Here is a 24,807-nt window from a genome sequence, read left to right as displayed (position 1 = left end):
CTGTGAACGGTGTTCCGGAGGAACGGTTCGTCCATCTGCTGCTGGCGGAGTTGTCGGGACAGGGCACCGAGCCGGGCACCAGGGAGCTGGCCTCCTGCGGCGAGGCCGACCTGGCCGCGGGGACGCGGGCCGTGCTCAAAGGCATCCTCGATCACATCACCGAGTACGAGTTCGACAGCGGCTCCGGCGGCAGGTTCGCCGATGCCTGCGAGGCTGCGGCGCTGCGGCTGGCCGCGGAGTCGTCCCCGCTGGCCGGATTCGCCGCGCTGATCGCCCTCAACGTCTGCTTACTCGACCGGCGGTTCAGATCGCCGGACGTGGCCGAGCAGGCCCGCACCGACGAGCGATGCGCCCGCTACTTCGCCACCACCTCCATCGGGCGGGCGATCGAGCTCGTCTATCGGCCGGAGAACGCGGTGGAGGAACGCTTCTGGCAGGAGCTGGATTTCACCGGCCTGCGTTATCACAAAGCCGGCACCACCTCCTTCATCCTCAAAGGACTGAAGAAGGCCGCGGACAACGAGGCGGGCCGCCGTAGCCCGGTGGCGCTGAAATGCGTGTTGTTCCCGTGGAACAAGATCGCCGCTGTTTCCCGGTCCACCGACCAGTACGCGCTGACGTACGGGACCGACGAGGTCTCGGCGCGGGTCGTGCAGCCGACGGCGTCGTCCGGGATGTGGGTGATCATGCCCTTCCAGGAGGGCCGGACCCTCGGGGAGTACCTGGCGGACTTCCGGGACCGGGAGCGTCCGCCGGCCATGGCCGAGCGGATAGCCGAGGCCGGGCGGATGGCCCGGAGGCTGACCGACGCCCTGCACGAGCTGGCGGGCGAACGGGCCGTCGACAGCGGCGATCCCCGGCGGCAGCACCTCGACCTGTCGCCGAACAACATCATCATCGATGAGCACAGCGGCCGGCTGATGTTCATCGACCTCGGCGTCAACCACCTCTACAGCCGTCAGGTCGGGATCTCCGAACACGACGACGCCGTCTACATCGCACCGGAGATCAAGAACCACCGCACGGCGTCGCCGACCGCCGACGTCTACTCCCTCGGCATCATCCTGATGGAGGTGCTCGCCAACGCGCCGCCACGGGACGGCAGGACGCCCGAGGAGATCTGGACGGCCAGCCCCATCCTCGGCCGGACGCTGGAGGACCTCATCGAGGAGCATCCCGACAACCGGCTGCTGCGGCTGCCGCCGGCCGACGACCTGTCCTTCGAGGCGCTCGGCCGGCACCTGGACTCCTGCTTCGACCTGGTGGCGCAGGAGCCGGTGGCCAACCAGCGGAGGGGCAAGTATCTGTGGGCCCTGATCGCGCCGACTTCCCGGGAGTTCAGAACCCAGTTCGACCAGTGGTGGGTCTGGCGGCAGGAGGGCGAGGCGCGCGGGCGCTATGACCGCTATCTCCTGTTCTTCTCCGCGCTGTCCACGCTGGCCTGGTGGTTCATCGTCGCCAAGACCGCGCTGGCGAAAGCCGACGACATCGTCACGCTGGAACCGGACCGGCTGCCGTCCGGCATGGAGTTGTACGCCAACGTCGTCGCCCTGTCGCAGGGGCTGGTGGCGGCCAAGTTCTACCAGACGATGCTGGCCCGCCTCACCGTGCGCGGCATTCCCGGGCTGCGGGCCCGGTGCACCGAGGTGGCGATGCGGTCGATGGCCGTCATCGCGGTGCCGACCACGATCCTGTCGACGTTCGACGAGTCGATGTTCTGGGTGTGGCCGTGGACCTGCGCCGGTGGCGCGCTGGCCGTGGCGCTGTGCAACTGGCTCGCCTACTCCACCGCCCGCTCGCTCCTCGTCAGGGGCGAGGGGCTGCTGTCGACGACCCCTGAGGCGAGCCAGAGGTTCGCCCGGGGGTATGAGCAGTGGTGGTGGACCATGCTCCTCTACGCCCTGGTCATCATCGTCGTCGGGGCCGGCGTGCAGACGGGAGCGCTCAAGGACATCGGCGCGTACGTCTTCATCCTGGTCGTCATCACGATCGGCATCCATTACGGCGCCAAGTGCGCCGCCGCGGGACCCGCGATCCGCGGCAGCCTGGCGCGCGGCTTCGCCCTGGGCCAGCGCCTGGAGCTGGCCGGCGATCGCAGGAGGGCGACCTCGATCACCTGAGCGCGGTCCCGGCCGCTCAGTCGGTGAGGTCGCCGAGCCAGCGCAGCGCGGTCAGCCCGGGCAGGAAGCAGTATTCGCCGCCGCGTGTGACGACGAAGCGCGGCAGCGCGTGCAGGCGCCGCCGTACGGGGCGGCGCGGGATGGTGTAGTCGCCGGAGCCGTCGTGGGAGCCGGTGACGGGGTCTTTGGCGTCGCCGGAGCCGAAGAAGACGCCGTCGTTCATCCATTCGGACTGGACGAACTCGAACTGCCGCCCGAGATGCGCGCCGATGAAGGCGAACATCAGCCCGCGGTCGACCCCGTCGTCTTCGAGGACGCCGTCGGGCAGTGGCGGGCCGTAGACGGTGCCGCGTCTGATCATCCGGTGCAGTCTCGGTACGCCGGCCACCGCCGCGTCCCGGGGGTTGGCGCGGCGGATGTGGCTGCCGCCGGGAGTGATGAACCCTGCCGGGTCGTCCTGCTGGTAGAGGAAGCTGTTGCGGTACGGGTCGGTGTCGAGGCCGGGATCGTCGCGTGCCGGGCTGAGAGCCAGGGGGGCGCCGCTGCGCCAGCGGCCCATGATCTTCGCGGCCAGCAGTTCCTCCTCCTGTGGATCGGTGGCGTTGTCCCTCAGGTAGCGCCGGAAGGCGCCGACGCGCTGGTGGAGTTTGCGGAAGGCCGCGTAGCTGCCGTTGCGTCCCAGCACCTCGGGCTGGAGACGCTGCAGGCCGCCGAGCTCGTCGGGGTAGCCGAGCACGAATTCGCCGGCCTTGAGCGGCTCTTCCAGTGTGTTGGAGCCGGGGATGCCGCTGCCTGCGATGGCGGGGTGGCTGATGCCGTCGCGGTAGCCGAAGGGCTCGGTCTCGGTGGGCAGCGCGTGGCAGTTCTGCCGCCAGATCGCCGTCACGCCGCTGAGGGCGTCATAGGCGGGGCGGGCACGCTCGATGGCGGCCTGCAGCCGCGCGTTGTCGGGGGCGAGCGCGACCAGCACCACGTGGACGTCGGACGTGCCCAGCGGTGCCTCCCAGTTCTCGGGGCTGTTCTGGCCGGTGTCGCTCAGCGTGTTGGCGCGTGCGGCCATGCCTTGCCGGAATTCCCAGGCGAAGGTGTCCAGCGACTGCTGGGCGACGCCGAGCGCTTTGAGGCCGTGGTAGGTGAGGGCGATGCTGACCCAGGTCTCTCCCAGCGGGCTCACCGTGTCGGCGGCCGAGGTCACCACGGCGCTCGCGCGCCGCATCAGTTCCCGCCCGTGCTCACGGTCATCGATGCGGAACACGATGTAGGTCGCGGCGTACGGTGTCGGCCGGGCGCTGAGCACGCCGCGCTGGATGTCGTCGAGTTCGAGCCCGGCCTGCGTCTGCCCGCTCACGCGAATCACCCTCCCGAGACGATGTTGTTCCAGAAGGTGCGCAGGCTCTCGTCGACGCCGAACAGCGAGCTGAAGACCGTGGTGTCGGCGAAGATCACGTCACCGGCCCGGTCGCCGCTCGGCGGCATCCACAGGAAGGTGTTGAACTCGCTGTTGCCGGCCTCGGTGAACGGGTGCGGCGGCCTGGAGGTGTCGATCGGCTGCCTGCCCAGCACCTGGATGACGTCCGGGTCGTCGGTGGTCACGGCGTAGTGCGGCAGGTGCATGTGGAAGTTGAAGTGGGACACCCCTCGCAGCCACCCCTTGAGGTCCAGGTCTTCGGCGATGGACAGGGGCGCGCTCGTGTTGCCCGCCGTCACCGCGGGGCGCAGCCCGTAGCGGTTCTCCACGGGCACGCCCAAGCCTTCCATCAGCGATCGGGTGTAGCGGCCGAAGCGTTGCTGGCGGGGCACCAGCGCGTCGCCGTGATGGTGATACTCCACCTCACGCACCGCGATGTCGTCGCCGGCGCCGACGTCGTGGTGCGGCCCGAGAGCAAGGCAGGTTCCTTCGCGGGTGAGCCATTCGCGCAGCGCCTCGATCTCCGCGCGCGTGGCGTCCTGCCCGGTGATCATGTGATCCAGTCCCCACACGAACAGGGTGTCGGTGTCGGCCAGCACCCGCTCGTCCAGCGGTGTGTGAAAACCCGCCTGGTCGACGCGCTGGTACACGGGCACGGGATAGCCGGTGGCCTCTTCGACGAACTGCTGGAAGGGCAGCCAGCCCCAGAAGAACAACTCCAGCCCGCCCGCGATGCCTTGCTGGAAGCGCAGCGGATCGGACCATTGCGGGTCCTCATACGCCGGCCACTGCACGCGCCGCACTTCGGTCATGGTGGAGAACCGGTTGTCCAGCTCGGCCACGTCGCGTCCCGCCTCGGCGGGAAAGGACCACGCCACGTAGATGCTCAACCGGCGCCGACCGGGGCGGTACGGGCGTGGAACGTGGTTCTGGTTGTAGGTGCGCGCGGTTCGGGGCTCGTTCATCGTCTCTCCATACGGCGCCGGCGGATGTCAGTGCGGCTGCGGCTGGCGGATGTCACTGGAGTTGATCGAGCATCTCCGACAGGGCGTTCTTGATCCGCAGCGCTTTTTTGATCTCATCGGCGGTGACGTACGGGTACTCGCCGTACTCGATGAAACTCGGGCAATGGTGCTCCCGGACGAATCTGACGAACGCCTCCGGGTTGGTCTTCCAGTCCTCGGGAAAGCCCTCAAGGTTCTCAAAAGCAGTGTTCACGCCCGCCCGGGTGAACAACGCGATGGCGTCCTCGGTGTACTTGTCGAAGTCGGTGTCGAAGATCCCTTGATACATGAAGCGCGTGTCATCGTCGAAGAGCACCCAGCGCAGATAGTGCAGCTTCAGCGGCGCGAGCAGGTGCGGATCTTCCTGCAGTGCCTCGGCGAGCGTCTGGCCGTAGTCACGGATCGCATCGGCTCGCCCGGGTTTGACCTTCGCGATGATGGTGAACCCGTAGCAGGCCGGGGTCTTCGGGTAGACGGGCCCGTACTTGCCCTGCTCCAGCTGTCCGGTCTCCTTCGGGATGACGACCGCCTGTGGCGTGATCTCCATACCGACTCCCCTGCCTCGTACGTGTCCAGGGGGAGACTGGATTGGACCCGACCAGCCCAATTATCTCATGGTGGATGTCAGGCGGCACTCGGGCACCATGGCCACGACAGGGTTGCGTGCTTGCATCATCACGACCGGTCAGGCGAAGAGCCCCTGGTCGTTCTGTTGTCGCTCAAGCTCCGCGTCCCTCGGGCGTCAGCCGGACCCCGAGGGAGGCGAACAGCTCCAGCTGGTCGAAGTAGAACTGGTGGCTGACGATGAGGTCGCTGTCCATGGTGGCTGTGCTGCACGCGCGCACCGCGACGCCTTTGCCGGTCGCATCGAGTGTGCCACCGCCGGGAATGAGAAAAGGGCCGAGGTGGGTGCCGGTCAGCGTCCACTCATGCAGTGTCACGCTTCCAGCAGTGATCTTCCTCCAGAGCGTGGCACGTACGTCCGGGAAGCCTTCGAATATGTGCTCGTAGTAGGTGGCGATCTGGTCGCGCCCCTCGGCCATGCCTCCTGGCGCCACAAACACCGCCTGCGGGCTGTAGAGCCGCAAAATCCCTTCCAGCGTGTGCTCGGTTATGGCGTCGGTCAGCGCATCGCTGATCTGCTCGTCCCCCGACATCGCCCCTCCTTGATCCAAATTAAGGACCACGCTACAGGGACACCGGCGCTGACCTCGGCAGCAGGGCGACAACACGCTTATCCGTGCGGCAGGGGTTCCTCACCGGGCAACCCTGGGCGTCGGGGTGCAGGCCGTGCGGCCTGCGTGAGCGGTCCGGCGGAGCTCGGACAGCTCGATGTTGCCGCAGGCCAGGCGGTTAAGGAGGTCGAACCGGCACCCCAGTTCCCGGCGCACGGTAGCGGCGATGCAGGTGAGTGCGACCTCGAGGTGGCGGCACTGAGCGGATCGAACACGAGCCGCTTCACCTGCGCGACGTGTTCCGGTGCCCTCTCGATGAGCTTCTGCCGGCCGGCGTCGGTCAGGGCGGCGAGGGTGTATCGACCGTCGCTGGGGTCGGGTCGGCGGGCGACCCAGTCGCGGGCTTCGAAGCGATCCATCCGGCTCCATGTCGCCGCCCACCGCCCGGTGGCCGAGCCGGCCGCCGTGCATGAGGACGGCGGCGCCGGGCGGCTGCCCGGCAAAACGGTCGTGCTCGCTCCCTGATCACACCCTGACCGCACCCGACCGGGCCGCCCGCCGTTCGCTCTCCCGCCGATGGGCGGCCCAGAAGTTCGACGGCGGCCGCACCCGCACCGCAGGGCGCTGTCGCCGCTGTTCTGGACCCATGTGAACCTGTACGGCCGGTTCGAGCTGGACATGAACAGCCGCCTCGATCTGGACCTGTCCATCCGGGCTACGGTGCCCGGCCTGCGTACCCCGCAGCTCCAGCGATCATCACCCCGGTGTCAACGAGCTCGTCGTCCTCACCACCCCGGCGGCCGGTGACGGCCCAGCGCGCGGCCTCGGTCAGGCGCCGACGTAGGACGCGAGGTGCTCCCCGGTGAGGGTGGAGCGGGCGGCGACGAGGTCGGCGGGCGTGCCCTCGAAGACGATCCGGCCGCCGTCGTGGCCGGCGCCGGGGCCGAGGTCGATGATCCAGTCGGCGTGCGCCATGACCGCCTGGTGATGCTCGACGACGATGACCGACTTGCCGGCGTCGACGAGCCGGTCGAGCAGGCCGAGCAGATGCTCGACGTCGGCGAGGTGGAGGCCGGCGGTCGGCTCGTCGAGGACGTAGACGCCGCCCTTCTCGGCCATGTGGGTGGCCAGCTTGAGCCGCTGGCGCTCGCCACCGGACAGCGTGGTGAGCGGCTGGCCGATGGTGAGGTAGCCGAGCCCGACGTCGGCGAGCCGCTGGAGGATGGCGTGCGCGGCCGGCGTGCGTGCCTCGCCGGCGCCGAAGAACTCCTCGGCCTCGGTCACCGGCATCGCGAGCACCTCGCTGATGTCCCGGCCGCCGAGGTGGTGCTCCAGCACTGAGGACTCGAACCGCTTGCCCTCGCACTCCTCGCAGGTGGTGGCGACGCCGGCCATGATCGCCAGGTCGGTGTAGATGACGCCGGCGCCGTTGCAGGTGGGGCAGGCGCCCTCGGAGTTGGCGCTGAACAGCGCCGGCTTGACGCCGTTGGCCTTCGCGAACGCCTTGCGGATCGGGTCGAGCAGCCCGGTGTAGGTCGCCGGGTTGCTCCGCCGCGAGCCGCGGATCGCGCCCTGGCCGACCGACACCACGTTCGCGCCGGCCGGGATCGACCCGTGCACGAGCGAGCTCTTGCCGGAGCCGGCGACGCCGGTGACGACGACCAGCACCCCGAGAGGGACGTCGACGTCGACGTCGCGCAGGTTGTGCGTCGTCGCGCCACGGATCTCCAGCGCGCCGGTGGGCTTGCGCACCGTCTCCTTGAGGGTGGCCCGGTCGTCGAAATGGCGGCCGGTGATGGTGCCGCCGGTCCGCAGCCCCTCGACGGTGCCCTCGAAACAGACGGTGCCGCCCGCCGTGCCGGCGCCGGGGCCGAGGTCGACGACGTGATCGGCGATCGCGATCGTCTCCGGCTTGTGCTCCACGACGAGCACCGTGTTGCCCTTGTTCCGCAGCCGCAGCAGCAGGTCGTTCATCCGCTTGATGTCATGGGGGTGCAGACCGACCGTCGGCTCGTCGAAGACGTAGGTGACGTCGGTGAGCGAGGAGCCGAGGTGGCGGATCATCTTGACGCGCTGCGCCTCGCCGCCCGACAGCGTGCCCGACGGCCGGTCGAGCGAGAGGTAGCCCAGCCCGATCTCCACGAACGAGTCGAGGGCGTGCAGCAGCGCGGCGAGCAGCGGCGCCACCGACGGCTCCGCGAGGCCGCGGACCCATTCGGCGAGATCGCTGATCTGCATCGCGCAGGCGTCGGCGATGTTGATCCCGCCGATCCGCGAGGAGCGGGCCGCCGCGCTGAGCCGGGTGCCGTCGCATTCGGGACAGGTGGTGAAGGTGACCGCACGGTCCACGAACGCCCGGATGTGCGGCTGCAGCGACTCGGGGTCCTTGGCCAGGAACGACTTCTGCACCTTGGGGATGAGCCCCTCGTAGGTGAGGTTGACGCCGTCGACCTTGACCTTGACCGGCTCCTTGTAGAGGAAGTCGTTGAGCTCCTTCTTGGTGTACTTGCTGATCGGCTTGTCCGGGTCGACGAAGCCCGACTCGGCGTAGACGCGTACCGTCCAGAAGCTGTCCGACTTCCAGCCGGGGATGGTGAACGCGCCCTCGGAGAGCGACTTGGAGTCGTCGTAGAGCTGGGTGAGGTCGATGTCGGAGACCGTGCCCCGGCCTTCACAGCGCGTGCACATGCCGCCGGTGCGGCTGAAGGTCTGTCTCACGGTCTTGCCGCCACTGCGTTCGACCGTGATCGCACCGCTCGCCCGGACCGAGGCGACGTTGAAGGAGAAGGCCTGGGGCGAGCCGATGTGCGGCTGCCCGAGCCGGCTGAAGAGGATGCGCAACATGGCGTTGGCGTCGGTGGCGGTGCCGACGGTGGAGCGGATGTCGCCGCCCATCCGCTGCTGGTCCACGATGATCGCGGTCGTCAGCCCGTCGAGCACGTCGACCTCGGGCCGCGCCAGCGTCGGCATGAAGCCCTGCACGAAGGTGCTGTAGGTCTCGTTGATCAGCCGCTGCGACTCGGCGGCGATCGTGCCGAACACCAGCGAGCTCTTGCCCGAGCCGGAGACGCCGGTGAACACCGTCAGCCGGCGTTTCGGGATCTCGATGCTGATGTCCTTGAGGTTGTTCTCACGCGCGCCGTGCACGCGGATCAGGTCGTGGCTGTCGGCATCGTGCGGCGCAGGCGACTGCGGATCCGTCTTCGGGGCCTTGCTCATCGTGTCTCCATATGTCGGACGAGACCATCTTCGCGGCCTCCGTCGGTGTCGCCTGGCTCGATCTGACCGGCTTCGAGAGTATGTCTGGTTTGTCGCGCTTTGGTCAGGCTAATGGCGGCACCGTGCCTCGCGCTTCTCGATTCCTGCTCGGTCCGGCCGCCTGCCTCACTCCGCGTCGGCCGATCTTCCTTTCAGGCCCCGTTCCGGGCATGCTCAGATAACCAAGCGCTTGTTCGTATCGGAGGTTCTTCATGCGTTCAACCACAGTGGCGGCGGCGGCGGTGCTCGTCGCGGGCGCGCTGACCCTGCCCGCGCGGGCCCAGGCAACGACGGGGTGCGAGACGCTGACGGTGCCGGCCGGGTTCGGGATCACCTGTCAGAGCGTGACGACCCCCCTGTTCCAGCCGAGGTTACGGGACGTCACGATGACGTCGACGGCGATCTACCAGCCCGCCGGAGGCACCCCGGAGATCAGTCCGGTCATGAGGTCGTTCACGATCCGGGTCTATCTGCCCGACCCGTACAGCGCGACCGCGTCGCCGTACAAGTCGCTCTATCTCCTGAACGGCGGCGGCGACAATTTCGATGCCTACACCACTAAAGGCGACATCGTGAACATCCTCGCCAACGGCGGCGACCCGTATCCGGTGATCGCGGTCATGCCCACCGGCGGCATGACCGGCTGGTACTCCGACTGGCCCGGCCGCACCGACGGATTCTTCGCGCCCAAGTGGGAGACCTTCCACGTCAACCAGCTCATCCCGTGGATCGACGCCAACTACAACACGGTCAAGACCCGGGACGGCCGGGCGATCGCGGGCATCTCGATGGGCGGCTTCGGCGCGCTCAAGTACGCCGCCGCCCACCCCGGCGTCTTCGGCACGGCCGGCGCGCTCTCCCCGGGCACCGAGCTGCGCAAACGCGGCGCGCAGGACATCATCTCCGGCGGCTCCTGGTTGTCGGGCGCCGCGATCACGCTGCTGGACGCGGCCAACGGCAAGTTCAAGATCAACAAATACGACGCGAACGGCATCATCGACGTCAACCAGGACCGGCAACTGCTCTACCGTCTCGACCAGATCTTCGGCGCGCACACCGAGGTCCCGCCCAACGCGAACCTGGAGACGATCTACGACTGGCCGCAGGCCAATCCCATGCGCATGGCCGAAGAGGGCGACTACGCCCCCTACACCCAGAATTTCGCCCTGTACGCCGGAGGCTGCGCGTCACTCCCGACGCCGCCGAGCGGCGCCACGGCCGCCCCTGTGTCCTGCGCCTACAACATCGACGCCACCGTGCCCGGCCACCCGGAGCAGCAGGTCGAGGGCGAGCCGATGCTCGGAGCCTACGTCGACGTCCTCGACAGGAAGCTGAGGGCGCAGGGCATCGACCACCGCTACTGCTACGGCACGGGCGGGCACGAGTGGGACGACTGGCAGGCCAACCTGAAGGACTTCCTCGTCTACGCCTACAACCGGCCGGGCGTGGGCGCCTGCCTCCAGCCCTGAGCCGGCTCCGACACAGATGGAACGGGATGGCACGCCCATCGGGTGAACATCATCGATGGAGCAACCGGGGAGATCCCATGAAGTACCTGACGAAGAAGCTGCTGGTCGCCCTGACCACGGCGGCGCTGGCCGGCTCCGGCGCCGCCGTGGGCGCCGCGCTGCCCGCCTCCGCCGCACCGCTGTCCGCCTCCGCCGCCGGCGGCGCGCTGTTCAGCGGGACGGGCAGGGGCATCGACGAGGACACCGCACTCGCCAACGCCGAGAGCGCCGCCAGGGCCGGCGCGCTGGCGCATGGATTCACGCTGTGCGACGTGTTCGAGTCGGTGACTTCGCAGGATCCGAAGACGCGGGTGTTCTTCGCGGTGGTCGCGGTCCGCTGCGAGGACGTGCACGTGTAGGACACCGGCTTTCCTGGCCGGCACGACGAGCGGGTGACCGGATTCAGCCCGCTCGGGTGGTGGCGGCCAGGACGGCGGTGATGGCCTCCTCCACGGAGGCGTACACGGGAAGGTGGGCGTCCACGCCGGTGATCTCGATGAGGCGGGCCGGCGAGTCGCGGGCTGCGGCCAGGTGCGCGGCCGCGCCGTCGTCGCCGCAGGTGCGCGCGATGGACAGCACCACGTGCAGGCCGGAGCTGTCCAGGAAGGACAGCTCGCTCAGGTCGAACACCACGTGGTCACCAGGCCGGCGGCACTGGTGGAGATAGTCGGTCAGTTGGGCGCTGGTGACGCGGTCGAGTTCGCCGCCGATCGCGATCACGCTCATGCTGGGCAGCAACTGGTGCCTCAGCGTCAGCGACGCCGAGGGGATCCCGCGCGGAGGTGGCGAAGGTTCGCGTGACCGGCCGGCGTCCATGCGCGCACGATAGACCTTTCGCGCCGGCGCCGAAACCCCTCCCCCGGCCCACGCCTGGCCTCGGCGCATGGCCGGGCGTGGCGGCGTACCCACCATTTTCGGCATCCGGCGGATGCGCGGAAGAGCGGCCAACTAGCCTGCTGTCACGATAAGCGTTCTCCCAGTGACCCCCTGTGAGGCCAACTCGTGCGACGGTCCATCAGGGCCAGCCGGAGCCTGGCGCGGCCGTACCGCGACCTGGTCTGGCTCGCCTACCTGACCCTCTCCCCCACCCTCGGCGAGGAGCGCCGGTTGGTGCTCGCGCACCGGCTCGCCGCCGCCGAGCTCGCCCGCCACACGGGCCGGGATCAGGTGCGCCTGCGGCAGGCGCTGCTGCGCAGGACCCTGCGCATCCTGATCATGCCGTGGTCGGGGCGGCTGTCCAGGATGGAGGCGGTGCCCGCGCTCACCCGGGGCGCGGACGTCGCCTTCACCGACGAGCTGAACAAGCTGCGTTCCGCCGCCCGCGCCGCCTACGCGCTGCTGCGGCTGGAAGGGCGGCCGGAGGGGGAGGTACGCACCATCCTCGCCGGAGCGGGCGTGCCGAACCCGGCCACCGCCCTGACCGCGGTCACCACCCTGGAGGCGCGCTTCGGCGACGGGGCCGCGACGATGTTCCGGCCGGCCGCCGACCCGACGCTGGCCCGCTGCTACGCCCGGCCCGCGAACCGCCGGGTGCGGCTGGGGCTGCGCGCGGCCGGGATCGTGTGCCTGCTGGCGGCCACGGCCATGGTGCCCCTGCTGATCGACGAGCCGGGCAGGGCCGTCACCCCCCGTCCGCCCGCCGCACCCGCCGCCGTCACGGTGCCGCCGGGCGCCTGGCGGGGTGGCACCGACCTCGACCTGGACACCTGGGAGGCGAGGGGCGGGCTGATCGCCGACAGGGCCCTCGTCACGCGGGCGCTGCGGGCGTGGGGGAAGCGCGACGGGCAGTTGTTGTACGCCGGGCGGCTCGACGGCACGGCCGTGGTGCTGCTCCGCCGGGACGAGCGGGTGGCCCGCTACACCGAGACCGGCGGGAACGGCACGCTGGCCGTCTTCCCGCAGCCGCGCACCAAGGCCGACGGGACCAGCCCGCTCAAGCTCACCACCACCGGCGAGGGCAGCCGCTACCTGCTGCCGCCGTGGGTGCGCGAGGTGTCGGCCGCGCCGCTGGCCGGCTCGGCGCCGAGCTGGCGGAAGGTGGCGGTCACGGAGGGCGTGACCGCGCCGATCAAGGCCGTGGCCGACCGGACGTGCTGGCAGGGGCCGGTGGTGCGGCTGCGGGCGCCGGAGATCGCGCACGGCCTGCCGTACACGATGCTGGACCTCGGCCGGTTGTCGCTCGCCAACGCCTACTACCAGCCGCCGCCGCCCGCCGGGATCAACCGGTACGGCCCCAGCGAGCTCGACACCGTCCCCGGCGGCTTCACCGCGTGGAAGGGGCTCGGCTGCGCGATCGAGCGCCCGGAGAACGAGGTCCAGGCGGCGACCGCGTGGGAGTTCTGGAGCGGCGGGCTGCCCGAGGGCGCGCACGGCCGGTGGATCTGCCTGCGCCTCACGGACGCGTCGGGCGGCAACTCGGTGCGCGGCGTGCTCTTCAGCACCCAGCGCGGACGCACGACCTCCCAGACCACCGGCGTCAGGACGAACTCGTGGGACTGCAGCCGCCTGCGGCGCGACGTCGTGGCGGGCCTGTGGTGGCGGGCGCCGTCGGGCAAGAGCTACTACGTGGCGGCCGGGAGCAGGCGGGTCGTCCGGATCACGCTGAACGGGCGGGCGGTGCGCGGCGCGTACGCGGTCTCCAGGAAGCAGGACGCGTCGCTGTCGGCGGTGAACGAGCTGGGCGAGCAGGTCGAAGTGCTGCGGTGAGACCGGCCGACGCCGTCGATCGGTGCTCGGGTGCGGACGGGCTACTTTCCGGCGGCGTTCCGGCCGGCCCAGTCGCGGTAGCGGAGCCGGCCGAGGACGGCGCCGTCTCCCGGCACCAGGGTCCGCTCACCCACCTCGCTGCCGAAGTAGTGCGCGTGCGCGTCGGTGACCACCTGACGCTGATCGCCCCAGCCGGCCAGCGCGTCGCGGAAGAACTCGTCCATCCGGACCTGCTCGGGCCCGGCGATCTCCATCCTGCCGTTCAGCGGCGCGCCCACCGCGACCCTGCCGACCGCCTGGGCGACCTCATCGCCGGCCATGGGCTGGAAGAGCACGGGCGCGATCCGTACCGTGTCGCCGTCCGCCGCCTCGTCGGCGATGCTCCGGATGAACTCGAAGAACTGGGTCGCGTGCACGAGCGAGAACGGGATCGACGACTTCTCGATCAGTTGCTCCTGGGCGATCTTCGCCCGGAAGTAGCCGTTGTCCGGCATCCGCTCCGTGCCCACCACCGACAGCGCGACGTGGTGACCGACGCCGGCCGCCGTCTCCGCGGCCAGCAGGTTGCGCGTGGAGGTCTCGAAGAACTCCAGCACCGCCTTGGCCTCGAACGACGGGGAGTTGGACACGTCGATCACCACCTGCGCGCCGTCCAGCGCCTCGGCCAGCCCTTCGCCGGTGAGGGTGTCGACCCCCGTCTTCGGCGAGGCCGCCACCGCCTCGTGATCGTGCTCGGCGAGCTTCGCCACCAGCTTCGACCCGATCAGGCCGGTTCCGCCGATCACCACGATCTTCATGGCAACCCTTTCTTGTTCGCCGGGGTACCTGCCGATTCTCCAGGACTGTTACCCATCCCTGCCCTCGTCCTCTTCGCGCGAGAGGTAGGCGGCAGGTAAAAGTCCGCGAAGGTGTCAATCGGGCCAAACGCGCACGGCGGTGGGCAGCACCGTCCGCATCAGGTCAGGAGGCTGCGCCAGCGGTCGGCCGACTCGATCATGTCCAGGCTGACGCGTTCCAGGAACGCCGCCGTCTTGGCCAGCCGTTGCCCCACGGGGCTGTCGAGCCCGTAGGTCTCGGCGGTCGCCATCGTGGCCCGTACCGTCTCAAGGGTCTGCCGCCTGCTGATCAGGATGGAGTGGTACCAGGCGTCGTTGTCGATCACGTAGATGTCGCGACGGCGTTGCGGATCGCGCTCGCGCCGGGCATATCCCTGCTGGACCAGGTAGTTCACGGCGACGGAGACGGAGGCTGGGCTGACGTTCAGCCTGTGGGTCAGCTCGGCGGCGGTGCGCCTGCCGTCCTGGGACAGCAGCAGGTCGTGGTGCACGCGCGCGGCTATGCGCGGCATCCCCGCTCTGACCGCCATCTCGACGGTCTCGTGTTCCATCGTGCTGTCCGGCGGGGTGGTCGCGGGTGAGGGCGCCGGTGTGCCGCGCCGTGCCCGCTGGATCGTCGCCTGGTGCGCCTGCTGGGGCCGGTAGCCGCCGGCGCCGCCGTTGCGTGCGATCTCCCGGGTGATCGTCGAGGTGGGCCGGCCGAGCCGCCTGGCGATCTCACCGTAGGAGAACCCGTCGGCGAGTCCGGCCGCGATGCGCTCACGGTCCTGCTGGGTCAATCGTCCTCCTGGCATGCCGTCAGTATTGCCTTCGCCACTTGCCATTGCAACATGGTGTTGCTTTCGAGCTCAGCTCGTTGCACCAATTTATCGGCTTTGACCAGGGAGAAGACCGTCCAGTCGATTGACGATATTCCGAATGCAACATAGCTTTCGAGCTGCACAGAACACGTACTATCGCGAATTGAGGAATGGCGATGAGTGAATCTCTCCGCACCGTCAGGATCTTCCGTCCGGTGGCGGTCACGGCGCTGGCGGCCGGGTTGCTGGCCGGGGCGGTCGCACCCGGGGTGGCCGCCGCGGACAGCCGCGTGGCCGCGCAGAACGCCGTTGCCGGGCAGGATCGCCCGGAGCTGCGGAAGGCCGTCCAGGCGTTCGTCGATGCCGGTCTCGCCGGGGTGCAGGTGCGGGTGAACGACGAGCAAGGCGAGTGGGTCGGCACCGCCGGGGTGCGCAAGCTCGGCAGCGCCGCGAAGCCGCCGGCCGACGGGCTGTTCCGGCTGGGCAGCTCCACCAAGCCGTTCACCGCGACCCTGGTGTTGCGGCTGGTGGCCCAGGGCAAGATCAAGCTGGACACCCCGGTGGCCGGCTACCTGTCCCCGTACAAGCTGGACCGGCGGATCACGGTGCGGATGTTGCTGCAGCACACCAGCGGGGTCTACAACTACACCGGCGAACTCGACGCCGACGGGACGTTCGTGCCGGGGATCATCGCGCCGGGCAAGGACCTGGTGGAGAAGCGGCTCCGCAGCTACCGGCAGGAGGATCTGGTGCGGTTCGCGCTGTCCAAGCGGGCGCGGTTCGAGCCGGGGACGGGCTGGAGCTACTCCAACACCAACTACACGCTGGCCCAGCTGCTGATCGAGAAGATCACCGGCCACTCCTACGCCGAGGAGCTGAAGCGGCAGATCCTGCGGCCGCTCGGCCTGAAGCACACCGTGGCGCCGAGCACCCAGACGGGGATCCCCGGGCCGCACGCCCACGGCTACTACCGCTACGAGGACGCCGGCCAGTGGAAGGTGGTGGACGTCACCCGTCAGAACCCCACCATCCTGGGCGCCGCCGGTGGCATGATCTCGACCACCGAGGATCTCCACACGTTCTTCTCCGCGCTGAACAGCGGCAAGCTCCTGCCGGCCACGCTGATGGCGGAGATGCGCAAGCCGCACCCCAAGAGCGGCCCGCTCGGCTACGGCCTGGGGGTGTCCGTGCTGGACCTGGGTCCGAAGTGCGGCACCGTCCTCCACCACAACGGCAGCGCCCTGGCGGGCTACGCGTCGATCATGTACAGCACGCCCGACGGCAAGAAGACCTTGACCGGCTCGGTCACCACGGGGGACGCCGCGTTCGACGCGGCGCAGGCGTTCCCCAAGCTTCAGGAGGAGCTCCTGAAGCAGGTGTTCTGCGGCGGGCAGGCCGCGAGCTGACCGGGCCAGGCCGAGCTCGGCCTGGCCGCTGAACGCCGTGTGTCCCGGCAGGGCCTTCGAGCCCGGGACTACAGACCGGTCATCACCAGGCTCAGGTAGTACCAGTAGCCGGTGCCGAAGATGTGCTTCGAGATGTTGACGGTCTGTCCGGTGGACAACGTGGCGCAGGTGGAGCCCCTCGCGGTGACCGAGCCGAGCGTGTCGCCTTGGCCGACGGAGGGCGGGGTGACCTCACGCAGGCTGTACAGCGCCGACCCGGTGGTCCCGATGGTGGTGGTCGGGTTGGCGAAGTTGCCGGAATAGGCGGTGTCACCGTTGTTCATGGCGACGTACTGGTTGCCGCCGGGGTACATGTACCCCGCGAGGTTGATCCGGATCTCGTCGCCGTTGTTCTCCTCCACGTCGTAGGCGTCGAGGTAGCCCAGCTCCACCCGGCACGTGGTGGCCGCGCTCGTCGCGCCGGCGGGCGCGGCCGCGGACACGGCCAGGCCCGCCGTCAGGGCGAGCGCGAGGATGAGTTTGTGAGATCGCATGCCGTTCTCCCTCTGTTGACCGGCGTTTCATGCTGAAACGCCGGCATCTCAGAGTGCGGCAGGCGGCGTGGGCAGGTCAGTGGCCAAATGCACGCTCCGACCACGCCCTTTTGCGCGGTCGCGCGGAGCCGGGCGGCCTCTTGCCCGGCTCCGCGCCTGTGCGGCCTTGCCGGATCGAGGTCGCGAAGCCCGTTTCGTCGCGGCCTGGCGCCCCGGTGCGGTCAGCCGGTCAGCCGCAGTGCGCGCTGTTCAAGTGGCGGGTGTCGTGGTCGTCGCCCTTGAAGATGACGCCCTGAGCGGTGATGCACTTGCCGGGGGCGTAGACGTACACGGGGCCCGCGTAGTACTCGTAGGAGCCGTCGTCGCTGTCCGTCCAGCCCGTGGTGCTGCCGGCGATGCCGATGAAGACGGCCTTGGTGTTCTTCACGCCGTAGGTGCTGCCGTAGCCGACGGCGAGGGCGCAGTTCTTGCCGGTGCTGGAGCTGTAGTAAACCTCCAGGGTGCCCACTCTGGTCCCCGTCGCCGGGATGGCGTACGAACCGACCAGGCTGTAGCTGGAGCCGCAGACGCCGGCGGCGGCCTCAGCCGGGGTGGCCAGCGCGGTGACGGCCAGGGCCATGCCTGCCAGGGCTGCGAGCTTGTTGCGGAAACGCATGAGGAGTCCTTCCCCGATAACGCCGTGCTGGGCACGCCGCCCAGCAGACAGATCGCGATCTTACTGACAAACAGGACAACTCGTGTGACTTAAGTGGTTGTCCCATCTCGGCGATCGCGCTCAGCGGACGGGTGGTAGCGTCGTTCCATGACCCCAGAAGACCTCGCCAATCTCGCGCACCTGCGCCGAGCGCGGGATCTGATCGACCGGGACTACGCACGACCGCTCGATGTGCCGACGATGGCCCGCCACGCGCTCATGTCGCCGGCGCACTTCTCACGGCGATTCCGGGCGGCCTACGGCGAGACGCCGTACAGCTACCTCATGACCCGCCGGATCGAGCGGGCGATGGCGCTGCTGCGCGGGGGGATGAGCGTGACCGACGCCTGCATGGAGGTCGGCTGTACGTCGCTCGGTTCGTTCAGTTCGCGCTTCACCGAGATCGTCGGACAGACGCCGAGCGCGTACCGCGGCCAGGAGCACAGCGCCGTGGTGGCGATGCCCGCGTGCGTGGCGAAGGTGCGCACCCGGCCGGCGCGCCCGAGCAGGATCGGAGAAGCGGACCGCGCCGACGCCGCCTAACCTTGGCGATATGACCATCGCACTCCAGTACTGCCACATCACCGTCAACGACCTGGACGAGTCGCTCGGCTTCTACCGCGACGGGCTCGGCCTCGAAGTGCGCAACGACGTCGCTTCCGGCGAGTTCCGCTGGGTCACCCTCGGCAGCCCCACGCAGCCGGGCCTTGAGATCGTGCTCTCGGAGCCGCACGCCGGCCGTTCCCAGGCCGACGGCGACACCCTGCAGGAACTGCTCACCAAGGGCGTGCTGCCGATGGTCGTCTTCAGCACCGACGACGTCGACGCCACCTTCGAGCGGGTCCGCGCCTCCGGCGCCGAGGTGCTGCAGGAGCCCATCGATCAGCCGTGGGGGCCGCGCGACTCCGCCTTCCGCGACCCCTCGGGCAACATGGTGCGCATCCAGCAGGCGGTCAAGGCGTAGTCGCCGGCCGGCGACATCAACGCCCGGCCATCGTCACCCGGCGCCGTTTCGCGGGTGCGCTTGACTCAAGGGGTCGGGGGCGCGTCGGTTGCGGCGTTGGCGTAGCGGCGGGCCAGGTGCGCGAACGCGTCCTTGAGTTCGGCCGGGCCGACGACCTCGATGTCGGCGTCGAACCTGCCGATGGCGGCGGCCAAGCCGGGCCAAGACCAGGAGCCCAGGACGAGCCGGCAGCGGTTCGGGCCGAGTTCCTCGACGACTCCCTCGCGGGTGTAGCGGGACACGACGGCGCCGGGCAGGTCGAGGATCACCTCGCCTCGGCAGGGCCAGTCGCCCGAGCCGTCGGAGCCTCGGAATCTGCCGGCCACGAACGCGGCCACATCACCTCCGGGCAGCTCGCGCGGGGCGAAGCGCGGTCCTGTGGGGGTACGCGGGGTGATCCGATCGGCGCGAAAGGTACGCCAGCCCTCCCGGTCGAGGTCCCAGGCGACCAGATACCAGCGCCCACCCCAGGTGACGAGGTGGTGGGGCTGCACCCGGCGCGGAAGGCGTTCGGCGCGCTCGTCGTCGGTGCCTCCCGGCGGGGTTTCGGGGGCGTAGTCGAAGCGCAGCGCCTCGCGGGCGTGGACGGCGGCGCTCAGCGCCACGAGCACGCCGCTGTCGACCTGTGGGTTCATGGGCCGCTCGACGGCGGTGACCTGGAGGGTGTCGATCCGGTGGCGCAGCCGGGCAGGCATGACCTGCCGGACGGTGTTCAGCGCGCGTGCCGCCGCTTCTTCGATGCCGGCACCAGCGGTGACAACGATCTGGAGTGCGACGGCGAGGGCGACGGCCTGCTCGTCGTCGAACAGCATCGGGGGCAGCTCCGTACCGGCTTCAAGCCGGTATCCGCCGTCGGGGCCTTTGACGGCCACTATGGGGTAACCGAGCTCGCGCAGGCGGTCGACATCGCGGCGCACGGTGCGCGGGCTGATGTCCAGCCGTTCGGCCAGCAACGCCCCCGGCCAGTCCCGGCGCGTCTGGAGCAGCGAGAGCAACGACAGCAGTCGCGCCGAAGTCTTTTGCACATCCCCCATATTGCCCAAAGAAGCGGACACAACCTGGCCGCTTCTCCTGCGACTCTGCTCATCGAGCAGGGCCAAGGGATGAATCGACAGGCAAGGAGCCCAATATGTCCGTGAACGCGGTAACCCACCTCAACTTCCGAGGTGACGCCCACGCGGCACTCGCGTTCTACCAGTCGGTGTTCGGCGGGGACGTGGCCATGGTCACCTACCAGGACGCCGGGAACGTCCAGGAGCCGTCCGAGGCCGACCAGGTGATGTGGGGCCAGGTCACCGCCGGCAACGGTTTTCGCGTGATGGCCTACGACGTGCCCTCGCACCTGCCATGGAGCCAGGGCGAGAACGCGTTCTTCGTCTCGCTGCGCGGCGAAGCGGCCGAGGAGGTCACCGCGTACTGGCACAAGCTCACCGACGGCGCGACCGTCCTGCAGCCGCTGGGACCCGCGCAGTGGGCGCCCCTGTACGGGATGCTGCAGGACCGGTTCGGCGTCACCTGGGTCCTCGACGTCGTGAGCGAACGCACCGCAGCATGACCGTTCTCGACACCCGGGCGCTCAATCGTGCGACGCTGGCCCGGCAGTTGCTGCTCGATCCTGCCCACGTACCGGTCCTCGACGCGGTCGCGCACCTCGGCGGTCTGCAAGCGCAGGAACCGCAGGAACCGTTCGTCGGGCTTTGGTCGCGGTTGCGCGCGTTCGACCCGGAGGTGCTCTCGGACCTGCTGATCCGGCGGAGCGTGGTGCGGACCCATCTCATGCGCCGCACCGTCCACCTCGTCACCGCCGACGACGCCGTGGCCTGGCGGGCCCGCCACGACACCATGCTGCGCCAACGGGTTCTCGGGAACTACCGCCGCGAGCTGGACGGGATAGATCTCGACGAGCTCGCGGCTGCGGGAAAAGCGGTGATGGCCGACGGCGAGCCGCGCTCGATGACCGAGCTCGTGCGGGCACTCGCCGAGCGCTGGCCGACGTCGGGGCCGCGGGCGCTGGGCGAAATGCTGATCGCCGCCCTCGTCCCCGTGGCGCAGCTGCCGCCGCGCGGGTTGTGGCGCACGAGGGCGGGCGTGCGCAACGTCCTGCTCTCGTCCTGGCTGGGCCGCGAGATCGACCCTCCGCCCTCGGATGGCTCCGATCCTGTGGGCCAAGCGCTGGTACGCCGCTATCTGGCCGCATTCGGCCCCGCCGCCACCGCCGACCTGCGCGCCTGGTGCGGCCTCGCCGGACTCCCGGCCGCGGTCGCCGCCATACGCGAGGAACTGGTCACCTTCCGCGACGAACGCGGCCGCACGCTGTTCGACCTCCCTGACGCACCGCGCCCCGACCCCTGCACCCCCGCCCCCGTACGGTTCCTCCCGGCGTTCGACAACGCGATTCTCGGCTACCACGACCGCAGCCGCATCATCGACGATGCCCACCGCGGCCTGTCGGTCGCCGGCGCTCGCGTTGTCCTGGTCGACGGCCGGGTCGCCGCGACCTGGAGCGTCACGGCCGACACCGTACTCGTCACCCCGCTGCGCCGCTTCTCCCGAGCCGACCGCGCCGCCGTGGCCGAGCAGGGGCGGGAACTGGCGTCGTTCATGTCTGACCACGACAGCTGCCGCGTACAGATCGCCGTGCCTCCCCGCTGAGCAAGGAAGCTGCCGGGTACGCGCACGCCTCGCCATGCGGCCCAGGTCCTCGACAACCATCTACGCCACCGGGCTTGACCATGACGCTGCGTCAACCCTCCATGCTGGCTGCCATGAGCATCCCTCCAGCAACCCATCAGGCCCAGGGACCCGCGATCCACGTGCAGGGCCTGGAGAAGTCGTACAAGGAGCTGCGGGTGTTGCGCGGCGTGGACTTCGACGTGGCGCGGGGCGGCATCTTCGCCCTGCTCGGCTCGAACGGGGCGGGCAAGACCACGGTGGTGAAGATCCTGTCCACGCTGCTCAGGGCCGACGCGGGGACCGCCCGGGTCGACGGCTTCGATGTCGCGACGCAGGCCGCCGACGTGCGGGAGTCCATCAGCCTCACCGGGCAGTTCGCGGCGGTGGACGGGATCCTCAGCGGGCGGGAGAACCTCGTCCTGGTCGCCAGGCTGTGGCACCTCAAGGACCCGGGCGTGATCGCGGATGACCTGCTCAGGCGCTTCTCGCTGACCGAGGCGGGCACCCGGAGGGTGGCGACGTACTCCGGTGGCATGCGCCGCCGCCTGGACATCGCGATGAGTCTCGTCGGGACTCCCCCGGTCATCTTCCTCGACGAGCCGACGGCCGGGCTGGACCCGCAGGCGCGCATCGAGGTGTGGCAGGCCGTCAAGAAGCTCGCCGAGGCATGGCCACGCATTTCATCGGCGACACCACCGTGCTCACAGGACGGACCCTGCGCCACGTCACCCGCAGCCTGGACACCATCATCACGACCGCGATCACACCGGTCGCCATCATGCTGATGTTCGCCTACGTGTTCGGCGGCGCGATCGACACCGGGTCGGTCCCGTACGTGAACTACATGCTTCCGGCATCCTGCTCATCACGGTCGCGTCGGGCATCACCTACACCGCATTACGCCTCTTGCTCGACCTGCAGGGCGGGATCTTCGAGCGCTTCCAGTCCATGCCGATCGCCCGCTCGTCCGTGTTGTGGGCCCATGTGCTGACCTCGCTGGTCGCCAATGTGATCTCGCTCGTGGCCGTCGTCGGCGTCGCCCTCCTCATGGGCTTCCGCTCGGGCGCCGGCGTGCCGGCCTGGCTCGCGGTCGCCGGCATCCTCATCTTGTTCACCCTGGCATTGACCTGGCTCGCCGTCATCCCCGGCCTCACCGCGAAGAGCGTGGACGGCGCGGGCGCGTTCTCCTACCCGCTCATCTTCCTGCCGTTCATCAGCTCGGCCTTCGTACCCACCGACACCATGCCCGGCCCCGTGCGCGCCTTCGCCGAGCACCAGCCGGTGACCTCCATCGTCAACACGATCCGCGGCCTGCTCACCCAGCAACCGGTCGGCACCGACATCTGGACCGCCCTCGCCTGGTGCGTCGGCATCCTCATCGTCGCCTACGTCTTCGCCGACCTCTCCTACCGTCGCCGGTTCTCCTGAGCGGGCGTCAACCGGGCACGGTGAGTTGAGGGCAGAATCAGGGCATGCTGACGATCGGTCAGCTGGCGGCGTATGCCGGCGTGACGGTGCGGGCGGTGCGGCACTATCACCAGATCGGGCTCCTGCCCGAGCCGGAGCGGGATGCCTCGGGTTACCGGCGGTATGGCGCGACGGCAGTCGTGTCCCTCATCAAGATCCGTGCCCTCGCCAACGCCGGCGTGCCGCTGTCTCGGATCGGTCAGATGCTCGAAGCCGACCCGTCGACCTTCGCCGAAGCGGTCCGCAAGATCGACAGCCACCTGCGCGAGGAGATCGAACGGCTGGACACCAGCCGCAAGCAGATCGCGCAGCTCGCTGCCGGGGACAGCCTGGCGCTTCCGCCGGAGGTGGTCGCCTTCCTGGATCGGCTTCGGGAGATCGGGGTGTCAGAGCGGCTGGTGGAGGGTGAGCGGGACGGGTGGATCCTGGTTGCGGCTCGCTGGCCCGACAACATCCGCGAGGTCATGCCCATGAAACTCGCGCAGCTCCAAGACCCGCGATTCGTTCGGCTCTTCGGGTCCTGTCGGAGATGTCGGAAAGTGGCGCAGACGATGACCCGCGTCTGGAGGAAGTCGCCGACATCATGGCCGCCGGCCTGGCCGAGGAGGCAGTCGCCTCCGGCGAGGTGGCGTACGACACTCTCCCGTTCAACCTTCTGGACGCACTCGCCGTCGAGTACGACCCGCGGGCGAAGCGGTTGCTGGACCTGATGCGCGAGCGCGGCTGGGCCAGTTGGACCCGGCTGGAACGGCTGGCGGAGCCGCCCGGCTGAACCTCCGGGCGCCGGGATCCGGCTGGCGGAGCCGCCCGCCTGACCTCTGGGCGCCGGGATCCGCTGCCGAGGCGACGATCGCGCATGGTGCCCGTCACCGGCCACGCCGAATGACGCGGCTACGGCGGCACCAGCATGTGGCGAGCCCTCCAGTCCGGCCGGTCACCCTGGTCGGCCGGTGACCTGGAGCCGGTTCACCGCCTCGACGACGGGCGCCGCGCCGTCTTCCGCCGAGATCCGGGCCGAGAGTGCCTGGGCCCGCTGCCGATAGGCCGGGTCGGTGACCGCGGTGGTGAGCGCAGCGGCCAGCCGCGCGGGCGTCAGGCGGCGGAACGGGATCGCGGCCGGAGCCACACCGAGTGCCGTCAGCCTGGACGCCCACAACGGCTGGTCGTTCATGACCGGCACGGCCACGGCGGGCACCCCTGCCCGCACCCCGCTCCCCGTGGTACCGCTGCCGCAGTGGTGGGCGACGGCGGCCAGCCGGGGGAACAACCAGTCGTGCGGCACGTCGCCGACCGCGAGCACGTCGTCCGAGACGTGTCCCCGCAGACCGGTCTGCAGCACGCCGCGCAGCCCGGCCCGCCGCAGCGCGTGCACGGCCAGCTCGGTGTACTGCTCGGCCCGCGTACTCGCCAGGCTGCCGAAGCCGACGAAGACCGGCGGGGGCCCCGACGTCAGGAAGTCGCGCAACACCGGATCCGGCTGCCGGCCCCGCGGCCGGAGCGGCCACCAGTAACCCGTGATCTCCAGCCCCGGCCGCCAGTCGGCCGGGCGCGGCAGCACCAGCGGGCTGACCCCGTGGAAGACCGGCCAGTTCGTGCGCTCCCGACGCCGGTAGAGGGCACGCGGGCTCATCGGGGGCAGTCCCAGCCGGGCCCGCAGCTTCGCGCTCGCCCCGGCGAGCAGCGGCAACTCGAACGCGAGCCGGGCCGCCCTGCGGTTCCCCCACCGCCCGAGCGACCGGTGGAACAGGCTCATGACCGGCGGAAAGTCCCCCGTGGGATCGATCGGCTGCAGGTGCACCCCCATGCTCGGCACGCCCATCGCCTCGGCGACGTGAGAGCCCAGCGCACCCGCCACGCCGAGCAGGAGCAGGTCGGCCTCTCGCTCGGCGATCCCGATCAGGCCCTCCATGACCTGCTCGCCGTACGCCTTGAACGCGCTGATGGAGAGGCGGCCGGTCAGCACGGGAAGCGGGTCTCCGGGAAGTGGGAGATACTCCAGGCCCGCGTCGGTCACCAGCTCCGCGTACGGCTCGTGCGCGCTGATGGCCACCTCATGCCCGGCTTCGCGTAAGCGCGCCCCCAGCGCCGTGTAGGGTGCCACGTCCCCCTGTGTGCCGACCCCGACGATCAGAACCCGCATCCTCATCACCCCGCCCGCCTCGTTTATCATGCACTCGCACGATAAACGAGACGACCGGCTTTTACCATGCACTCGC

Annotated in this window: 27 protein-coding genes; 14 read left to right on the top strand and 13 right to left on the bottom strand. The window is 69.8% G+C overall.

The genetic code is table 11. The annotated features are described in order from the left end of the window. The first annotated feature begins 2 nt into the window (after positions 1 to 2). Positions 3 to 2,120: a protein kinase domain-containing protein gene (locus ACWD0F_RS32110; RefSeq protein WP_449882072.1), complete on the top strand. Its 2,118-nt coding sequence runs from the start codon at positions 3 to 5 to the stop codon at positions 2,118 to 2,120. 16 nt (positions 2,121 to 2,136) lie between these two features. On the opposite strand, the gene ACWD0F_RS32105 is transcribed toward ACWD0F_RS32110, so the two are convergent. The 4 genes from ACWD0F_RS32105 to ACWD0F_RS32090 form a co-directional block, all read right to left on the bottom strand. Continuing rightward, positions 2,137 to 3,468: a Dyp-type peroxidase gene (locus ACWD0F_RS32105; protein ID WP_449882069.1), complete on the bottom strand. Its 1,332-nt coding sequence runs from the start codon at positions 3,466 to 3,468 to the stop codon at positions 2,137 to 2,139. A 5-nt stretch (positions 3,469 to 3,473) separates the two neighbouring features. After that, positions 3,474 to 4,493: a hypothetical protein gene (locus tag ACWD0F_RS32100; RefSeq protein ID WP_449882066.1), complete on the bottom strand. Its 1,020-nt coding sequence runs from the start codon at positions 4,491 to 4,493 to the stop codon at positions 3,474 to 3,476. A 52-nt stretch (positions 4,494 to 4,545) separates the two neighbouring features. Continuing rightward, positions 4,546 to 5,079 carry a hypothetical protein gene (locus tag ACWD0F_RS32095; protein WP_449882063.1) on the bottom strand — a complete coding sequence of 178 codons (534 nt, stop codon included), beginning with the start codon at positions 5,077 to 5,079 and terminating at the stop codon, positions 4,546 to 4,548. Positions 5,080 to 5,251: 172 nt separating this feature from the next. Further along, on the bottom strand, positions 5,252 to 5,689 hold the full coding sequence (locus ACWD0F_RS32090) for an ester cyclase (protein ID WP_449882060.1): 438 nt from the start codon (positions 5,687 to 5,689) through the stop codon (positions 5,252 to 5,254). Positions 5,690 to 6,283: 594 nt separating this feature from the next. On the opposite strand from ACWD0F_RS32090, the gene ACWD0F_RS32085 reads away from it, so the two are divergent. Then, positions 6,284 to 6,514 (top strand): hypothetical protein, encoded by a 231-nt coding sequence (locus ACWD0F_RS32085; RefSeq protein WP_449882057.1) that lies wholly within the window; start codon positions 6,284 to 6,286, stop codon positions 6,512 to 6,514. 21 nt (positions 6,515 to 6,535) lie between these two features. On the opposite strand, the gene ACWD0F_RS32080 is transcribed toward ACWD0F_RS32085, so the two are convergent. After that, positions 6,536 to 8,926, bottom strand: coding sequence for an ATP-binding cassette domain-containing protein (locus ACWD0F_RS32080; protein WP_449882054.1), 2,391 nt, complete (start codon positions 8,924 to 8,926; stop codon positions 6,536 to 6,538). A gap of 11 nt (positions 8,927 to 8,937) precedes the next feature. Here ACWD0F_RS32080 and ACWD0F_RS32075 point away from each other — a divergent pair, with 11 nt between their 5' ends. The 3 genes from ACWD0F_RS32075 (at position 8,938) to ACWD0F_RS32065 (ending at position 10,832) form a co-directional block, all read left to right on the top strand. Next, positions 8,938 to 9,147, top strand: coding sequence for a hypothetical protein (locus tag ACWD0F_RS32075; RefSeq protein ID WP_449882051.1), 210 nt, complete (start codon positions 8,938 to 8,940; stop codon positions 9,145 to 9,147). A gap of 30 nt (positions 9,148 to 9,177) precedes the next feature. Further along, positions 9,178 to 10,434, top strand: coding sequence for an alpha/beta hydrolase (locus ACWD0F_RS32070; RefSeq protein WP_449882048.1), 1,257 nt, complete (start codon positions 9,178 to 9,180; stop codon positions 10,432 to 10,434). Positions 10,435 to 10,511: 77 nt separating this feature from the next. Then, positions 10,512 to 10,832 (top strand): hypothetical protein, encoded by a 321-nt coding sequence (locus tag ACWD0F_RS32065; protein ID WP_449882045.1) that lies wholly within the window; start codon positions 10,512 to 10,514, stop codon positions 10,830 to 10,832. A gap of 43 nt (positions 10,833 to 10,875) precedes the next feature. Here ACWD0F_RS32065 and ACWD0F_RS32060 read toward each other — a convergent pair whose 3' ends face one another. Continuing rightward, on the bottom strand, positions 10,876 to 11,199 hold the full coding sequence (locus ACWD0F_RS32060) for an STAS domain-containing protein (RefSeq protein ID WP_449882042.1): 324 nt from the start codon (positions 11,197 to 11,199) through the stop codon (positions 10,876 to 10,878). Positions 11,200 to 11,475: 276 nt separating this feature from the next. Between ACWD0F_RS32060 and ACWD0F_RS32055 the strand changes: the two genes are divergently transcribed. Continuing rightward, entirely contained in the window at positions 11,476 to 13,179 is a 1,704-nt protein-coding gene (locus ACWD0F_RS32055; protein WP_449882039.1) for a hypothetical protein, read from the top strand. A gap of 41 nt (positions 13,180 to 13,220) precedes the next feature. On the opposite strand, the gene ACWD0F_RS32050 is transcribed toward ACWD0F_RS32055, so the two are convergent. From ACWD0F_RS32050 to ACWD0F_RS32040, 3 genes are all read right to left on the bottom strand, one after another. After that, positions 13,221 to 13,976, bottom strand: coding sequence for an SDR family oxidoreductase (locus ACWD0F_RS32050; protein WP_449882036.1), 756 nt, complete (start codon positions 13,974 to 13,976; stop codon positions 13,221 to 13,223). Positions 13,977 to 14,134: 158 nt separating this feature from the next. Then, on the bottom strand, positions 14,135 to 14,794 hold the full coding sequence (locus ACWD0F_RS32045; protein WP_449882033.1) for a helix-turn-helix domain-containing protein: 660 nt from the start codon (positions 14,792 to 14,794) through the stop codon (positions 14,135 to 14,137). Next, the gene (locus ACWD0F_RS32040; RefSeq protein WP_449882030.1) at positions 14,791 to 14,958 is read right to left on the bottom strand and encodes a hypothetical protein; all 168 of its coding nucleotides are present in this window, start codon (positions 14,956 to 14,958) and stop codon (positions 14,791 to 14,793) included. Before ACWD0F_RS32040 ends, ACWD0F_RS32045 begins: the two co-directional genes overlap by 4 nt. A gap of 33 nt (positions 14,959 to 14,991) precedes the next feature. Between ACWD0F_RS32040 and ACWD0F_RS32035 the strand changes: the two genes are divergently transcribed. After that, complete coding sequence (locus ACWD0F_RS32035) at positions 14,992 to 16,221, top strand: serine hydrolase domain-containing protein (RefSeq protein ID WP_449882027.1); 1,230 nt, start codon at positions 14,992 to 14,994, stop codon at positions 16,219 to 16,221. 68 nt (positions 16,222 to 16,289) lie between these two features. On the opposite strand, the gene ACWD0F_RS32030 is transcribed toward ACWD0F_RS32035, so the two are convergent. After that, a complete protein-coding gene (locus ACWD0F_RS32030) occupies positions 16,290 to 16,754 on the bottom strand; it encodes a hypothetical protein (protein WP_449882024.1) in 465 nt (154 codons plus the stop codon). A 229-nt stretch (positions 16,755 to 16,983) separates the two neighbouring features. Continuing rightward, positions 16,984 to 17,409 (bottom strand): hypothetical protein, encoded by a 426-nt coding sequence (locus tag ACWD0F_RS32025; protein ID WP_449882021.1) that lies wholly within the window; start codon positions 17,407 to 17,409, stop codon positions 16,984 to 16,986. A 147-nt stretch (positions 17,410 to 17,556) separates the two neighbouring features. Here ACWD0F_RS32025 and ACWD0F_RS32020 point away from each other — a divergent pair, with 147 nt between their 5' ends. Together ACWD0F_RS32020 and ACWD0F_RS32015 are read left to right on the top strand one after the other, a co-directional pair. Then, positions 17,557 to 17,991, top strand: coding sequence for a helix-turn-helix transcriptional regulator (locus ACWD0F_RS32020; protein ID WP_449882018.1), 435 nt, complete (start codon positions 17,557 to 17,559; stop codon positions 17,989 to 17,991). 10 nt (positions 17,992 to 18,001) lie between these two features. Further along, positions 18,002 to 18,412 (top strand): VOC family protein, encoded by a 411-nt coding sequence (locus tag ACWD0F_RS32015; protein ID WP_449882015.1) that lies wholly within the window; start codon positions 18,002 to 18,004, stop codon positions 18,410 to 18,412. 65 nt (positions 18,413 to 18,477) lie between these two features. Here ACWD0F_RS32015 and ACWD0F_RS32010 read toward each other — a convergent pair whose 3' ends face one another. Continuing rightward, positions 18,478 to 19,476: a helix-turn-helix transcriptional regulator gene (locus ACWD0F_RS32010; RefSeq protein ID WP_449882012.1), complete on the bottom strand. Its 999-nt coding sequence runs from the start codon at positions 19,474 to 19,476 to the stop codon at positions 18,478 to 18,480. A gap of 104 nt (positions 19,477 to 19,580) precedes the next feature. Between ACWD0F_RS32010 and ACWD0F_RS32005 the strand changes: the two genes are divergently transcribed. From ACWD0F_RS32005 to ACWD0F_RS31985, 5 genes are all read left to right on the top strand, one after another. Further along, entirely contained in the window at positions 19,581 to 20,006 is a 426-nt protein-coding gene (locus ACWD0F_RS32005) for a VOC family protein (RefSeq protein ID WP_449882009.1), read from the top strand. After that, positions 20,003 to 21,103, top strand: a complete 1,101-nt coding sequence (locus ACWD0F_RS32000) for a winged helix DNA-binding domain-containing protein (protein ID WP_449882006.1) — start codon at positions 20,003 to 20,005, stop codon at positions 21,101 to 21,103. Before ACWD0F_RS32005 ends, ACWD0F_RS32000 begins: the two co-directional genes overlap by 4 nt. A 113-nt stretch (positions 21,104 to 21,216) precedes the next feature. Next, positions 21,217 to 21,909: an ABC transporter ATP-binding protein gene (locus ACWD0F_RS31995; RefSeq protein ID WP_449882003.1), complete on the top strand. Its 693-nt coding sequence runs from the start codon at positions 21,217 to 21,219 to the stop codon at positions 21,907 to 21,909. A gap of 121 nt (positions 21,910 to 22,030) precedes the next feature. Continuing rightward, positions 22,031 to 22,552 carry an ABC transporter permease gene (locus ACWD0F_RS31990; RefSeq protein ID WP_449882000.1) on the top strand — a complete coding sequence of 174 codons (522 nt, stop codon included), beginning with the start codon at positions 22,031 to 22,033 and terminating at the stop codon, positions 22,550 to 22,552. 44 nt (positions 22,553 to 22,596) lie between these two features. Next, on the top strand, positions 22,597 to 23,301 hold the full coding sequence (locus ACWD0F_RS31985; protein WP_449881997.1) for a MerR family transcriptional regulator: 705 nt from the start codon (positions 22,597 to 22,599) through the stop codon (positions 23,299 to 23,301). A 224-nt stretch (positions 23,302 to 23,525) separates the two neighbouring features. Here the strand turns inward: ACWD0F_RS31985 and ACWD0F_RS31980 are convergent, their stop codons facing one another. Further along, complete coding sequence (locus tag ACWD0F_RS31980; protein WP_449881994.1) at positions 23,526 to 24,731, bottom strand: glycosyltransferase; 1,206 nt, start codon at positions 24,729 to 24,731, stop codon at positions 23,526 to 23,528. Positions 24,732 to 24,807 lie beyond the last annotated feature (76 nt).

This window comes from Nonomuraea sp. NPDC002799 (assembly GCF_053592075.1).
This window is presented reverse-complemented; position numbering and strand designations above follow the sequence as displayed.

What these genes read in the sequence shown, in the direction of transcription:
- ACWD0F_RS32050 (WP_449882036.1), bottom strand. Translation starts at nt 13,976, where the DNA reads ATGAAGATCGTGGTGATCGGCGGAACCGGCCTGATCGGGTCGAAGCTG.
- ACWD0F_RS32080 (WP_449882054.1), bottom strand. Translation starts at nt 8,926, where the DNA reads ATGAGCAAGGCCCCGAAGACGGATCCGCAGTCGCCTGCGCCGCACGAT.
- ACWD0F_RS32075 (WP_449882051.1), top strand. Translation starts at nt 8,938, where the DNA reads ATGTCGGACGAGACCATCTTCGCGGCCTCCGTCGGTGTCGCCTGGCTC.
- ACWD0F_RS31995 (WP_449882003.1), top strand. Translation starts at nt 21,217, where the DNA reads ATGAGCATCCCTCCAGCAACCCATCAGGCCCAGGGACCCGCGATCCAC.
- ACWD0F_RS32025 (WP_449882021.1), bottom strand. Translation starts at nt 17,409, where the DNA reads ATGCGTTTCCGCAACAAGCTCGCAGCCCTGGCAGGCATGGCCCTGGCC.
- ACWD0F_RS32070 (WP_449882048.1), top strand. Translation starts at nt 9,178, where the DNA reads ATGCGTTCAACCACAGTGGCGGCGGCGGCGGTGCTCGTCGCGGGCGCG.
- ACWD0F_RS31980 (WP_449881994.1), bottom strand. Translation starts at nt 24,731, where the DNA reads ATGCGGGTTCTGATCGTCGGGGTCGGCACACAGGGGGACGTGGCACCC.
- ACWD0F_RS32090 (WP_449882060.1), bottom strand. Translation starts at nt 5,689, where the DNA reads ATGTCGGGGGACGAGCAGATCAGCGATGCGCTGACCGACGCCATAACC.
- ACWD0F_RS32015 (WP_449882015.1), top strand. Translation starts at nt 18,002, where the DNA reads ATGACCATCGCACTCCAGTACTGCCACATCACCGTCAACGACCTGGAC.
- ACWD0F_RS32095 (WP_449882063.1), bottom strand. Translation starts at nt 5,079, where the DNA reads ATGGAGATCACGCCACAGGCGGTCGTCATCCCGAAGGAGACCGGACAG.
- ACWD0F_RS32030 (WP_449882024.1), bottom strand. Translation starts at nt 16,754, where the DNA reads ATGCGATCTCACAAACTCATCCTCGCGCTCGCCCTGACGGCGGGCCTG.
- ACWD0F_RS31985 (WP_449881997.1), top strand. Translation starts at nt 22,597, where the DNA reads ATGCTGACGATCGGTCAGCTGGCGGCGTATGCCGGCGTGACGGTGCGG.
- ACWD0F_RS32035 (WP_449882027.1), top strand. Translation starts at nt 14,992, where the DNA reads ATGAGTGAATCTCTCCGCACCGTCAGGATCTTCCGTCCGGTGGCGGTC.
- ACWD0F_RS32005 (WP_449882009.1), top strand. Translation starts at nt 19,581, where the DNA reads ATGTCCGTGAACGCGGTAACCCACCTCAACTTCCGAGGTGACGCCCAC.
- ACWD0F_RS32065 (WP_449882045.1), top strand. Translation starts at nt 10,512, where the DNA reads ATGAAGTACCTGACGAAGAAGCTGCTGGTCGCCCTGACCACGGCGGCG.
- ACWD0F_RS32020 (WP_449882018.1), top strand. Translation starts at nt 17,557, where the DNA reads ATGACCCCAGAAGACCTCGCCAATCTCGCGCACCTGCGCCGAGCGCGG.
- ACWD0F_RS32000 (WP_449882006.1), top strand. Translation starts at nt 20,003, where the DNA reads ATGACCGTTCTCGACACCCGGGCGCTCAATCGTGCGACGCTGGCCCGG.
- ACWD0F_RS32060 (WP_449882042.1), bottom strand. Translation starts at nt 11,199, where the DNA reads ATGAGCGTGATCGCGATCGGCGGCGAACTCGACCGCGTCACCAGCGCC.
- ACWD0F_RS32100 (WP_449882066.1), bottom strand. Translation starts at nt 4,493, where the DNA reads ATGAACGAGCCCCGAACCGCGCGCACCTACAACCAGAACCACGTTCCA.
- ACWD0F_RS32085 (WP_449882057.1), top strand. Translation starts at nt 6,284, where the DNA reads ATGGGCGGCCCAGAAGTTCGACGGCGGCCGCACCCGCACCGCAGGGCG.